The sequence below is a fragment of the Micromonospora fluostatini genome (assembly GCF_050410825.1).
In the GTDB taxonomy this organism is placed as follows: domain Bacteria; phylum Actinomycetota; class Actinomycetes; order Mycobacteriales; family Micromonosporaceae; genus Micromonospora; species Micromonospora rosaria.
In genome coordinates this window covers 3,474,580-3,486,850 of the sequence record NZ_CP191251.1, presented here as the reverse complement: position 1 = coordinate 3,486,850, position 12,271 = coordinate 3,474,580, and the positions used below count along the sequence as shown (strand labels likewise).

Sequence of the window (12,271 nt, the reverse complement as noted above, 5' to 3'; positions counted from 1 at the left end):
GCGGGTCGGGTCAGTCGGCGAGCCGGGCGGCCCGCCAGACGACCTCGGCCAGCCGGTTCTGCCCGGCCACGCTGGGGTGGAACCAGTCCAGCCGGTTGACCTGGTCCAGGGTGAAGCGGACCCGGTGCACGGCCCCGCCGTCGTACCGGCACCGGGACCCGTACGCCCGGCAGGCGGCGGCGAGCTGGTCGTTGTACGCGTCGATCCGCTTGCCGAACGCCGCCCGGCGGGCCACGTCCGCCGGCTCGGTGGAGGTGGGGTTGGCCAGCAGGGCGGGACAGATGCCGGTGCGCCAGGCCCGTACCGCCCGGTTGTCGGTGTGCCCGATCTCCCAGAGCCGGTTGAGGTTCGGGATGCTGACCACCAGCACCCGGGCCTTGGGGCGGCCCTCGCGCAGGGTGCGCAGGGCCCGGTCGACCTGTTTGCGGTAGGTCGACACCGGGGTCATCTCGTCGACGGTGCGCCGGCAGGCGTCGTTGCCGCCGATCAGCACGGTGACGTAGTCGGCCTTGGCGCGGACCGCCGCCTCGGCCTGGCCGGCCAGCGCCGACGCGCGGGCACCGGACTCGGCGTGGTTGGAGGCCCTGCCCCGGATCGACGGATCCTGGTCGAGCAGCCGGCGGTAGAGGCTGTCCACCCGGACCCCGTCCCCGGTGGACCAGGAGTTGCGCTCGCAGGCGGCCAGGACGACGCAGGATCCGAACCCGGTGGTGATCGAGTCGCCGATCGCGGCGATGGAGGCGGGGCCGCCCCGGGGCGGCGGGCCGTCGGAGGGGCGGGGGTCGGCCGAGCCGTCTCCCTCACAGGCGAGCGCCACCAGGGCCAGCAGGCAGAACAGCGTGGTGACCCAGCGTCGAGACATGGTTTCCCCGGTCCGGCGGCGGTGAGCGACAGCCTGGTCACCGTACGCGGTGGTCTGGGGTCTTCGGTGTTCTGCTGTCGGATATCCGGCACGCCCGCGCGATCCGGCCGGCACCGTGTTAGAAGTCGCGTCCCGGCCGGCGCGGGGTGGGCCGGGTGCGACGCCCCCGGTCAGCGGCGGGGCAGCCGCCAGGGCGCGGGCTGCCCGTGCAGCCACCAGTGCAGCACCCGGGTGATCCGGGGCAGCACCAGGTAGGTCATCAGCGGGGTCAGGCAGAGGGTGATCAGCAGCGTCCGGACCACCAGCGACCCGTCCGGGAGCAACCGGCTGGCCAGCAGGTTCGCGGTGAGGCTCAACGGGAAGAACGCCAGCCAGATCGTCACCGCCTGCTTCCAGCGGGGCGGGGAGGGCGGCGGCAGCGCCGCGCCGGTGACGTCGGCGACCTGCTCCCTCGGCGGGTCGAACCAGCCCTCGATGCCGGTCCGCCGCTCGGTGCGGGTGTGCTCGACCATGCCCTGCGCCGAGGTGAGCCACCAGCGTCGCTGCGGCGACTCCTCCCAGTGGTGCAGCGTCTCGGCGTCGGCGAAGCGGTAGAGCATGTGCCACTGCGGGGAGCCCGGGGCGTGGCGCACCCAGCCCGCGCCGAGGAACTCGGGGAAGGCCTCCGCCAGCGCCGTGCCGGCCCGCATCCACGCCACCATCTCGCTGGTCCGCGAGGGGTCGGCCTGCCGGGTGATGGCGACGGTCACCGGTACCGCCGGGGGCGTGCTCATGGTCCCATCCTCCGCCGTCGCGGCCCCTCCGGCCCGTCGAGGCGGGCCGGTATGACCCGGCCCACCGCCGGCCCGCGGGGCGACGCCCGGTTAACCGCGCCGATCGCGGGTAGCTGAACCCAATGACGCGATCCCAGCCCCGGCGCGCCCGTGGCACCGTGGGGCACGCCTACAGCGCGCTGAACCTCCGCCTCGCGCTCGCCAGCTTCGGTCTGGTGACCATGACCGTCTTCGCCGTGCTGGCCTTCCGCGCCGACCTGGCGGTGCTCGGTGTGGCCTGCGCGGTGCTCGCCGTGGTCGCCGTCATCGACCTGGTCGTCATCCAGCGCCGCCGGGCCGCCCGACGCCGGGAGCAGCCGGGCACGCGCCACTCACTCTTCGAGTGACAGGAGTACGAGATGCCCATCGCCACCGTCAACCCCGCCACCGGCGAGATGCTCAAGACGTACGACCCGATGTCGGACGCGCAGGTCGACGCCGCCATCGAGCGGGCCGACCTGGCGTTCCGCCAGTTGCGCGGCACCTCGCTGACGCAACGGGGCGACTGGCTGCGGGCCGCCGCCGACCGGCTGGACGCCGACCGCGACGAGATCGCCCGGCTGATGACCACCGAGATGGGCAAGACGTACGCGGCGGCGAAGGCGGAGGTCACCAAGTGCGCCGCCGCCGCCCGGTTCTACGCCGCCCACGCCGCCCGGATGCTCGCCGACGAGCCCGCCGACGCCCGCGCCGTCGGGGCCACCCGGGCCTTCGTCCGGTACCAGCCGATCGGGCCGGTGCTCGCGGTGATGCCGTGGAACTTCCCGCTCTGGCAGGTCATGCGGTTCGCCGCGCCGGCACTGATGGCCGGCAACACCGGCCTGCTCAAGCACGCCTCGACGGTGCCGCAGACCGCCCTGCTGCTGGAGGACCTGTTCCGCCGGGCCGGTTTCCCGGAGGGTGCGTTCGGCACCCTGCTGGTCGGCTCCGACGCGGTCGACCGGATCCTGCGCGACCCCCGGGTCCGCGCCGCCACCCTGACCGGCAGCGAGGGCGCGGGCCGCTCGATCGCCCAGATCGCCGGCCGGGAGCTGAAGAAGACCGTGCTGGAACTGGGCGGCAGCGACCCGTTCGTGGTGATGCCCTCGGCCGACGTGGCGACCGCCGCCGAGGTCGCCACCACCGCCCGCTGCCAGAACAACGGCCAGTCCTGCATCGCCGCGAAGCGGTTCATCGTGCACACCGACGTCTTCGACGACTTCGCCCGGAAGTTCGCCGGGCGGATGTCGGCGCTGCGGGTCGGCGACCCGATGGACGAGGCGACCGACGTCGGCCCGCTGGCCAGCGAACGCGGCCGGGACGAGATCCACGAGCAGGTACGCGACGCGGTGGAGCGGGGCGCGACGGTGCTCTGCGGCGGCGAGAAGCCGACCGGCCCCGGCTGGTACTACCCGCCGACCGTGGTCACCGACCTGACGCCGGAGATGCGGATGTGGGCCGAGGAGGTGTTCGGCCCGGTCGCCGGCCTGTACCGGGTGGCGTCGTACGACGAGGCGGTCGAGGTGGCGAACGGGACCGCGTTCGGCCTCGGCGCCAACGCCTGGACCACCGACCCGGACGAGCAGGAGCGCTTCGCCACCGACCTGGACGCCGGCAACGTCTTCGTCAACGGGATGACCACGTCCTTTCCGGAGCTGCCGTTCGGCGGGGTGAAGAACTCCGGGTACGGCCGGGAGCTGTCCGCGCTGGGCATGCGGGAGTTCTGCAACACCAAGACCGTCTGGGTCGGCGAGGGTACGGCGGGTGCCGGTGCCGGCGCGCACGCCGAGTAGGCGTGAGGTGTTAGGAAGGGGCCCTTTTACTACCGGAAGCGTTAACAGGGGCCCTTCCTTACAGGAATGTGGGGGTGGTGGGGTGGGTACGGAGAGCCGCCATGACGGTGTTCGGGTTCCACGCCTCGCACGAGCAGATCCATCCCCGCGCCCTGTTGGACGCGGTGGTCCACGCCGAGCGGGCCGGCTTCGCCGCCGCCATGTGCTCGGACCACTTCGCACCCTGGAGCGAGCGGCAGGGTCAGTCCGGGTTCGCCTGGTCCTGGCTGGGCGCCGCGCTCCAGGCGACGGAGCTGTCGTTCGGCGTGGTCAACGCGCCGGGGCAGCGGTACCACCCGGCGATCGTCGCCCAGGCGATCGGCACCCTCGCCGCGATGTACCCGGGGCGGTTCTGGGCGGCGCTGGGCAGCGGCGAGAACGCCAACGAGCACGTCACCGGCGAGGTGTGGCCCCGCAAGGAGCTGCGTAACGCCCGGCTGCGCGAGTGCGTCGACGTCATCCGGGCGCTGCTGGCCGGGGAGGAGGTCAGCCACGACGGGCTGGTCCGGGTGGACCGGGCGAAGCTGTGGACCCGGCCGGCGGAGCCGCCCGCGCTGGTCGGCGCGGCGACGAGCGTGGCGACCGCCCGCTGGTGCGCCGAGTGGGCGGACGGGCTGATCACGGTGAACGCCCCGGAGGAGCACCTGCGCCGGATGATCGACGCGTACCGGGACGCCGGCGGCCGGGGGCCGCTGCACCTCCAGGTGCACCTGAGCTGGGCGCCCGACCAGGGGGAGGCCGAGGCGCTGGCGTACGACCAGTGGCGCAGCAACGTCTTCGCGCCGCCGGTCTGCTGGGACCTGACCACGCCGGAGCACTTCGACGTGGTGTCGCAGGAGGTGCCGATGCACCGGCTCGCCGAGGTGGTCAACATCTCCGCCGACCTGGGCCGGCACGTCGGCTGGCTGGAGCGGTACGTGGACCTCGGCTTCGACCAGATCGCCCTGCACCACGTGGGGCAGGAGCAGCGCGCGTTCATCGACACGTTCGGCGCGGAGGTGCTGCCGAAACTGCGCCAAGCGGGGTGAACGGCCTTCGTCCGCCGTCGGCCCGCCGGCCTCAGCGCGCGGTGGTCCCGGCTGGCCGGGGCAGCCGGCGGACCAGCACCTGCCCCGGCCAGCCGAGCCGGCCGGGGCGGGGCACCACGAAGCGGTCGGTCGCGGTGAAACCCTGCCGCTCGTACCAGCGGACCAGGGCCCGGTCGTCCCCGGCGTAACAGTCCACCCGCAGCAGCCCCACGCCCGCCGCCTGGGCCAGGCCCGCGGCGTGCGCCAGCAACCGGGCCCCGATCCCCAGCCCCGCGTACGCCCGGTCGGTGACCAGCAGGTTCACGTACAACTCCGGCTCGGTGGCCGGCGGCACGTGCTCGGTCGCCGTGCCGACGACCAGGGCGCCGACCGGGTGCTCGCCGAAGCGGGCCAGGTGCAGCCCCTTCCCGCCGGTCCACTGTCGCACCTGGGCGAGCCGGCGGGGGTCGGTCGAGGCTGGCGTGCTGCCCCACTGGCTGCTGCGCCCCTGCGCGACCAGCCAGGCGGTGGCGGTGTCGAGCAGCCGCAGCACGGTGCCGGCGTCCCCCGCCCCGCCCGGGGAGATGGTGATGGTCTGGCCAGCCGTCATCCGCTGATCCTGCCACCGGGGTCCGGCCCGTGCTGCCCCATCGGGTGGCCGGGCGGGTGTCGGAGGATGTTTCGTCATCGATGGGTCTCGGGTAGCCAGGGGCACACCCCACCCCCGTTGGAGGTCCCCGATGACGCCGACCGCCGCCGACCGGTTCCCCACCCGCCACCTGCCCGGGGTCACCGTCCGGGACCTGCCACCGCCACCCCGGTCGGCCTGGCGGATCCTCGGTCCCGGCGTGATCGCCGCCGGCGTCGGGCTCGCGTCGGGTGAGTTCATCCTCTACCCGTACATCGCCTCCCAGGTGGGGCTGGTCTTCCTCTGGGCCGCAGCGGTCGGCATCGTCACCCAGTGGTTCCTGAACATGGAGATCGAGCGGTACACGCTGGCCACCGGGGAGACCGCGCTGACCGGGTTCTCCCGGTTCTGGCGGCACTGGGGCCTGGTCTTCGCGGTGATGGTGTACTTCGCCAACCTCTGGCCCGGCTGGGCGTCCAGTTCGGCGACCATGGTGACCTACCTGGTCGGCGGGGACGTCACCTGGATCGCGATCGGCCTGCTGCTGGTGATCGGCGCGACCCTCACCCTCGCCCCGGTGGTGTACCGGGCGCTGGAGCGCGTCGAGTTCGTCAAGGTCGGCCTGGTGGTGCTCTTCATCCTGGTGGCGGTGGTCTTCGCGATCTCCGTGGACACCTGGGGGGAGCTGCCCCGGGCGGTGACCGCGCCGGACTTCCCCGCCGAACTGGGCTTCGCGCTGATGCTCTCCGCGCTGGTCTTCGCCGGTGCCGGCGGTGGCCAGAACCTGGTCCAGTCGAACTGGATCCGGGACAAGGGCTACGGCATGGGGGCGTACGTCCCGCGCCTGGTCAGCCCGGTCACCGGCCGGGAGGAGGCCGCGCCGGCCGGGGCGGGCTTCGTCTTCGAGCCGACCGAGGAGAACCTCGGCCGGTGGCGGCGCTGGTGGCGACTGGCCAACCAGGAGCAACTGGTCACCTTCGTGTTGATCTCCTTCGTCACCATCACGCTGATGTCGATGCTGGCCTACTCCACCGTGTACGGGGTGCCCGGCCTGGCCAACAGCGTCTCCTTCCTGGAGGTCGAGGGGAACCGCCTGAAGGAACTCGTCGGGCCCTGGTTCGGCACCCTGTTCTGGCTGATCGGCGCGCTGTCGCTGTTCGCCGCCGCGATGGGCATCGTCGACTACACCAGCCGGCTCGCGGCCGACGTGCTGAAGACCTCGTACCTGCGCCGTGCCTCGGAGAGCCGGATCTACTTCGCCCTGGTCTGGGGTCTGGTCGGGCTCGGCTGCGCGATCCTGCTCGCCGGGCTGAGCCAGCCGCTGCCGCTGCTGGTCATCTCCGCCTGCGTCGGCGGCCTGATGATGTTCATCTACTCGATCCTGCTGCTGGTGCTCAACCGGCGGGTGCTGCCGGAGCAGATCCGCCCCCGTCACTACCGGGTGGCCGCGTTGATCTGGGCGGTGCTGCTCTTCGGCGTCTTCTCCGCGCTGACCATCTGGCAGCAGGGCGGCGAACTGCTGGAGTGGCTCAGCCGCTGACGCCGGCCGGCCCTTCGTCGTCGGTGGGCCGGATCGTCAGCGGCGGGGCCGCGTGCCGGCGGTGGGCGCGCCGTGGGCCGTCGATCCGGCCCGTGGCGCGCCCGTGGCCCGGTCGATCCGCTGGGTTGCCGGGGAGCCGGTCAGCGGGCTCGGCCGGTCGGGGCGCCGACCTCGGCGAGGAAGGCCCGCCAGGCTGCCGGCGTGAAGACGAGGATGCCGCCGGCACGGTGCTTGGAGTCGCGCACGGCGACCGCGCCGGGCAGGTCGGCGGCGACCTCCACACAGTTGCCGCCGTTGGAGCTGCTGCGGCTGCTGGTGCGCCACCGGGCTCCGCCCAACCCGACGGCGCCGGTCAGGTCGGCGGTGCCGGTCGGGCCGGCGGTGCCGGTCAGGTTCGTGGTGCCGGTCAGGTCGGCCATGCTCGCGTCAGCCATTCTCGCGTCTTGAGGAGCCGGATCGACTGGTCGCGCGGCAGCGCCACCGACCTGACAGTGTCCCAGACCCGCCACAGGGGAGCAACGTCCCGGACGACCCGCCCGGCGGCCTGGTCGTCGAGGTAGCCGAGGTCGTCGGCGTCGTCGATGCTGGCGATGACGAACGCCCCGGCCTGCCCGGGGTGGAAGCCGGCCCGCAGCGGCAGCACGTGCAGCATCACGCGGGGACGCTCGGCCATGGTGACCAGGTGGTCGAGCTGGGGGTGCATGATCTCCGGCTCGCCCCGGCGCAACGCGGCCTCGTCGACGACGAAGATGGTCAGCGCCGGGCGGGGCCGGTCGAAGACCGCCGCCTGCCGGGCCAGCCGGGCGGTGACGTACCCCTCGACCTCGTCGTCGCCGAGCGGGCCGCTGCTGAGCACCGCGTGCGCGTACTCCGGGGTCTGGAGCAGGCCGGGCAGCACCGACGGCTCGAAGGCCCGCAGCGTGCTGGCCTTCCGCTCGATCTCCGCCCAGGGCAGGAACCAGTCCGGCTCCCGGCGGCGGACCACCTCCGGCCACAGCTCGCCGACCGTCCGGCCGAGGGCCCGGGCCGCCGCCAGCCGGTGCCGGGGGTGCGGGGTCTGCCCCGGGTTGACCCAGCGGCTCGTCGTCTTCGGGTCCACCCCGACCTGCTCGGCGAGGGACTCCGCGGTCTGGCCCGCCTCGGCCATCGCCGCGCGCAGCGGTTCGTTCACGGTCACCTCCACGTCGGACACCCGGAACGCGTGCCGACGTTACCGTCACGGGCGGTGGTCGTCGCGTGACGCGCGCACGGTGGGGTGTCCGAACGAGGGTGCCGCCTGCCCGGGGGACGGGCAGGCGGCACCGGTTCGTGCGGGCGGAGGTCAGGAACAGGCCGCCCCGTTGAGGGTGATCAGGCCCGGCGCCGGGTTGGCGCCGCCGCCGGTGAGGGCGTTGAACCCGAAGGTCACCGTCCCGCCGGGGGCGATCCGGGCGTTGTACGACTCGTTCTTCGCGGTCACCGTCGCGCCGCTCTGGCTGGTCTTGGCCAGCCACGCCTCGCGCAGCTTCTGGTCACCGGTGAAGGCGAAGCGGGCGGTCCACCCGTCCACCGTCGTGCTGCCGGTGTTGCGGATGGTCACCTGGCCGGTGAACCCGCTGCCGCCCTGCCAGGTGCCGTAGTTGACGTACTCGGCGGTGCACCGGGAGGCGGCCGGGGCCGGGGCGTCGTCCTGGTCGGCGAGGAAGGACGCGATCCAGGTCAGCGCCGAGTTCCAGTTGATCGCCACCTCGTTCGTCGAGTACGAGTCGATGTGGTCGACGAAGCAGAACTGCGGCTTGCAGTCCGGGATGAGCTGGGCCACGTAGGGGTCCTGGAGGGCGGCGTTGGCCCCACCGGCGAGGGAGCCGGCGGGCGGGTTCGGCGAGTTGGGGTCCTTCTGGTTGCCGAAGAGCCGGCTGTGCTGGTTCTTGGCGTGCTGCTCGCCGTACCCGGTGACGTAGGACATGTTCAGCGCGTTGCGGCCGAAGATGTAGTCCATCGTCTGCACCGCGCCGTCGCGGTACTTCGCCGTGCCGGTCAGGTCGAAGGCGGTGGCCAGCACGACCGCGTTGTTGATGATGTTGCCGTTGCCGCCCCAGAAGTAGCTGTCCGGGTCACCCGGCATCGGCAGGCCGTACGCCTGCTCGTCGATCTCGGCGAGGTACCGGTCGGCGGCGGCGGTCACCGAGGCCCGCAGGCGGGTGCGCTCGGCGGCCGGCAGGCCGCTGGGCACGGTGGCCAGGCTCAGCCGGCCCAGCGCGGCCACGCCCTGCCAACTGAAGCCGCGCACGTCGAAGACGTCCCCGGTGTGGTGCGGGGAGGCGGTCAGGTCGGTCAGGTACCGCTGCTCGCCGGTGGTCAGGTACAGCTCGGCGGCGGCCCAGTAGAACTCGTCGGTGACGGTGGTGTCGTCGTACGCGCCGCCGCCGTTGGAGTCGGTGGGGCTGGCGTACCGGGCCGGGTTGGCCTTCGCCGCCGCGTAGGCGGTCTTCGCGGCGGTGCCGCACCGGGTGGCGAACGCCGCGTCGTACGGGGCGAACAGCCGGGCGCACTGGGCGGCGACGGCGGCCAGGTTGAGGGTGGCGGCGGTCGACGGCGGGTGCAGCTCCCGCAGCTCCGGGTCGGCGGCCGGGTCCAGCGGCAGGCCGGTCCAGTTCCGATCGTGGATCTTGTGGTGGGCCATGCCGGCGAGCGGCTTGCCGGCCGGGACCTGCATCCGCAGCAGGAACTCCAGCTCCCAGCGCGCCTCGTCGAGGATGTCCGGCACCCCGTTGTCCCGCTCGGGCACCCGCAGCGTGCTGTCGCCCAGGGCCGCCCCGCCGTCGGCGGTGGGGGCGGTCTTGGTCCGCTCGAAGGTGCTCAGGAGCTGGTACGTGGCCAGGCCCCCGTTGACGACGTACTTGCCGTGGTCGCCGGCGTCGTACCAGCCGCCGCGCACGTCCAGGCGGTAGTCGCAGACCCCGGGCTGGCAGGGTACGTCGATGTCGCCCTGGTTCGGGGCGACCCCGAGGTGGCCGGCGGGGCGGGCGTACTCCTCGCCGATCAGGTCACCGTCGATGGCGATGCCGCTGCGCTGGGCGTAGAAGAACTGGGCCGCGTCCGAGCGGAGCTGCTGGTAGATCGTGCCGGAGATGTCGAACGGGTGGCTGGTCTCCCCGTCGGCGACCAGGGTCAGCCCGGTGCCCGCCGTGCGGTAGGCGGAGAAGTCGACGGTGTGCACGTTCTGGCCGGACGCCTCGTCGACGCCGCGCGGGGTGCTCTGGCCGCTGGCCACCACCGCCCCGGCGGCGGACCTGAGCTGCCAGGGCAGTGCCGTGGTGGACTCGGTGACGATGGTGGCGTTCTTCGGGCCGCCCGGCAGGTAGCCCACCTGGTTCACCCGGACCCGGGGGCCGGTGTCCGGCACGTACGGCTCCGGGGGCTCGCCGCCGCGCAGCGAGACGTTGTCCAGGCAGAAGGTCTGCTCCTGGGCGCTGCCGCCGATCTGGAAGATGAGCTGGGCGGAGGGGTTGCCCTCGGTGAGGGTGAAGGTCTGCTCCACCCGGGCCGGGGTGCTGCCGGCGGTCCCGTCCACCGTGGCGTACGCGGTGTACGGGGGGCCGCCGAGCTGGAGGACCGCCCGGACGTCGGAGCCCGGGGTGGCCGAGACGTCGAAGCCGAGGGTGTACTCGGCCCCGGCGAGCAGCGGGATGCCCTCCTGGCCGATGCCGGCGTCCCAGGGGTTGGCCAGGCCGCCGGCCACGGTGGTGCAGAGCCGCCCGTCGGTCACCGCCAGCGGGCCGGTGCCGAAGGAGAACCAGGGGCTGACCCCTTCGCTGAAGTCACCGTTGCGGACCTGTTCGGGAGCCTCCTCGCCCGGCTCGGCGTGGGCCACGGTGGCGGAGGCGCCGGTGAGGGCCAGGGTGGTCGCCACGGCCAGCAGCGCGAGGCGGCGTCGGCGGCGTCGGGATGACGTCACGGGGAGTCCTTCCGGGGGTGGGGGTGTGGTGGGGGAGACGGGACCGACACCTGGGAGCGCTCCCAGGTGTCGGCTCGATATTTCCAGCAGGTGACCGCCCTGTCAATTGACGGCGCTGGATAAGCAGCGCTACCGGCCTTCTCCTGCGGTTACGGGTAGTGAGATTCGCCGCGCCACGCGGCCTCGTCGTGATCTCCTAGAGACAACTGCGCCCTTCGCCTGGCAGGCTGCCTCCCATGACCCTGAAGCTGCGTTCCGTCGGGGCGAGCGACCGTGGGCTGATCCGCAGCGGCAACCAGGACGCCCTCCACGCCGGCACCTGGCTCGTCGCCGTGGCCGACGGCATGGGCGGGATGGCCGCCGGTGACCTCGCCAGCACGATCGCCATCGACGCGGTCGGCCCTCTGGACGTGGAGACACCGGAGGACGGTCTGGTGGCCGCCCTGCAAGGTGGGATCGACCTGGCGACCGCGCGGATCCGGCAGGCGGTCGCCGAGGACTCCGACCGTCGGGGGATGGGCACCACGCTCACCGCGTTGCTCTTCGCCCGTACCGGAAGCTGCCTGGCCCTGGCGCACATCGGTGACTCCCGGGCGTACCTGCTGCGGGAGGGGGTGCTCAAGCAGATCACCCGGGACGACACCTTCGTGCAGATGCTCGTCGACCAGGGGGTGATCAGCCCGGACGAGGCCAGCAGCCACCCCCGCCGGGCCGTGGTCACCCAGGCGTTGCAGGGCGAGGAGGTCTCCCCGACCTACGCCACCATGGTGCCCTGGGCCGGCGACCGCTGGCTGCTGTGCAGCGACGGGCTGTCCAACGTGGTCCGCCCGGACACCCTCGCCGAGGTCCTCGCCGGCCACCCCGACCGGGGCGAGTGCGCCCAGCGCCTGATCGACCTCGCCTTGCGGGCCGGCGGGCCGGACAACATCACCGTCATCGTCGCGGACGTCGTCGTCGACGGGTGAGGCCCCGGGGCGGCGGGCCGCCCGGGGGCGCCCGGGTCAGCGGCGGGCCGGCAGGGCGGTGGTGCTGGCGCCCGCGTCGACCGCGGCGAGCAGCGACTGGAGCGCGGCCGGGAGGTCCTGCCGGCTGCGGGTGATCCGTTCGGGCACGGCCCGGTCGACCAGCATGAGCACCTTGATGAGGTTGGCCGCCCGGATCAGCGCGGCCAGGGTCGCGGTGGGGGTGTCCAGCGGCCGGTAGGTCTGTTGCAGGCTGGCGGCGAGCCGCACCCGGGGTGCGGCCACCAGGTTCGGGTTGACCCCGGGCCAGCGGACCGAGGAGCGCAGGGTCAGCCCCCGGCTCTCCACCCGGCGGACCCAGCCCGCGCCGGCGAGCCGGCCGCCGACCCGTTCCCGGATCTGCATCTCGTCGCGGAGGAAGGCCAGCCACAGTCGGGCGGAGTGCCCGCTGCCCCGCCGCAGGATCTCGCTGAGCACCTGGTCGGTCAGCGGCTCGTCGCGCGGCTGGTGGTCCAGGGGGACCACCGCGCCGTTGTCCACCGAGAGTCGGCCGTCGAGGACCAGCTCGGCCAGGATCGCACCGGCGAGTGCGGTGTCGAAATTGCCGGCGGCGGCCAGCGGTTTGCCGGTGAAGTCGTCGTGTCCGATAAGGAAGAGTTCATCGGCGAGGCGCACCACCGGCGAGCCGTCATTGGCATTTGTCATCCTCAGC

At 73.3% G+C, this 12,271-nt stretch carries 12 protein-coding genes; 5 read left to right on the top strand and 7 right to left on the bottom strand.

The window, feature by feature from the left end:
• Nucleotides 1-10: 10 nt before the first annotated feature.
• Complete coding sequence (locus ACQUFX_RS15240; RefSeq protein WP_428966672.1) at nucleotides 11-862, bottom strand: SGNH/GDSL hydrolase family protein; 852 nt, start codon at nucleotides 860-862, stop codon at nucleotides 11-13.
• A gap of 170 nt (nucleotides 863-1,032) precedes the next feature.
• Nucleotides 1,033-1,635, bottom strand: coding sequence for an antibiotic biosynthesis monooxygenase (locus ACQUFX_RS15235; protein ID WP_428966671.1), 603 nt, complete (start codon nucleotides 1,633-1,635; stop codon nucleotides 1,033-1,035).
• Nucleotides 1,636-1,757: 122 nt separating this feature from the next.
• Between ACQUFX_RS15235 and ACQUFX_RS15230 the strand changes: the two genes are divergently transcribed.
• The 3 genes from ACQUFX_RS15230 to ACQUFX_RS15220 all read left to right on the top strand — a co-directional run bounded on the left by ACQUFX_RS15230 (nucleotide 1,758) and on the right by ACQUFX_RS15220 (nucleotide 4,513).
• Nucleotides 1,758-2,021: a DUF6343 family protein gene (locus ACQUFX_RS15230; RefSeq protein ID WP_428966670.1), complete on the top strand. Its 264-nt coding sequence runs from the start codon at nucleotides 1,758-1,760 to the stop codon at nucleotides 2,019-2,021.
• Between the two features lie 12 nt (nucleotides 2,022-2,033).
• Nucleotides 2,034-3,446, top strand: a complete 1,413-nt coding sequence (locus ACQUFX_RS15225; protein ID WP_428966669.1) for an NADP-dependent succinic semialdehyde dehydrogenase — start codon at nucleotides 2,034-2,036, stop codon at nucleotides 3,444-3,446.
• Between the two features lie 101 nt (nucleotides 3,447-3,547).
• The gene (locus tag ACQUFX_RS15220) at nucleotides 3,548-4,513 is read left to right on the top strand and encodes a TIGR03885 family FMN-dependent LLM class oxidoreductase (RefSeq protein WP_428966668.1); all 966 of its coding nucleotides are present in this window, start codon (nucleotides 3,548-3,550) and stop codon (nucleotides 4,511-4,513) included.
• Nucleotides 4,514-4,544: 31 nt separating this feature from the next.
• Here the strand turns inward: ACQUFX_RS15220 and ACQUFX_RS15215 are convergent, their stop codons facing one another.
• A complete protein-coding gene (locus ACQUFX_RS15215; RefSeq protein ID WP_428966667.1) occupies nucleotides 4,545-5,102 on the bottom strand; it encodes a GNAT family N-acetyltransferase in 558 nt (185 codons plus the stop codon).
• A gap of 130 nt (nucleotides 5,103-5,232) precedes the next feature.
• Here ACQUFX_RS15215 and ACQUFX_RS15210 point away from each other — a divergent pair, with 130 nt between their 5' ends.
• Complete coding sequence (locus tag ACQUFX_RS15210) at nucleotides 5,233-6,660, top strand: Nramp family divalent metal transporter (RefSeq protein WP_428966666.1); 1,428 nt, start codon at nucleotides 5,233-5,235, stop codon at nucleotides 6,658-6,660.
• 140 nt (nucleotides 6,661-6,800) lie between these two features.
• Here ACQUFX_RS15210 and ACQUFX_RS15205 read toward each other — a convergent pair whose 3' ends face one another.
• The 3 genes from ACQUFX_RS15205 to ACQUFX_RS15195 all read right to left on the bottom strand — a co-directional run bounded on the left by ACQUFX_RS15205 (nucleotide 6,801) and on the right by ACQUFX_RS15195 (nucleotide 10,597).
• Complete coding sequence (locus tag ACQUFX_RS15205) at nucleotides 6,801-6,998, bottom strand: DUF397 domain-containing protein (protein ID WP_428966960.1); 198 nt, start codon at nucleotides 6,996-6,998, stop codon at nucleotides 6,801-6,803.
• A 68-nt stretch (nucleotides 6,999-7,066) separates the two neighbouring features.
• Nucleotides 7,067-7,831 (bottom strand): helix-turn-helix domain-containing protein, encoded by a 765-nt coding sequence (locus ACQUFX_RS15200; RefSeq protein ID WP_428966665.1) that lies wholly within the window; start codon nucleotides 7,829-7,831, stop codon nucleotides 7,067-7,069.
• Nucleotides 7,832-7,981: 150 nt separating this feature from the next.
• Nucleotides 7,982-10,597, bottom strand: coding sequence for a glycoside hydrolase family 9 protein (locus ACQUFX_RS15195; protein ID WP_428966664.1), 2,616 nt, complete (start codon nucleotides 10,595-10,597; stop codon nucleotides 7,982-7,984).
• 236 nt (nucleotides 10,598-10,833) lie between these two features.
• Between ACQUFX_RS15195 and ACQUFX_RS15190 the strand changes: the two genes are divergently transcribed.
• Entirely contained in the window at nucleotides 10,834-11,562 is a 729-nt protein-coding gene (locus ACQUFX_RS15190) for a PP2C family protein-serine/threonine phosphatase (protein ID WP_067371862.1), read from the top strand.
• 36 nt (nucleotides 11,563-11,598) lie between these two features.
• Here ACQUFX_RS15190 and ACQUFX_RS15185 read toward each other — a convergent pair whose 3' ends face one another.
• Nucleotides 11,599-12,264: a GOLPH3/VPS74 family protein gene (locus tag ACQUFX_RS15185; RefSeq protein WP_428966663.1), complete on the bottom strand. Its 666-nt coding sequence runs from the start codon at nucleotides 12,262-12,264 to the stop codon at nucleotides 11,599-11,601.
• Between the last annotated feature and the right edge of the window lie 7 nt (nucleotides 12,265-12,271).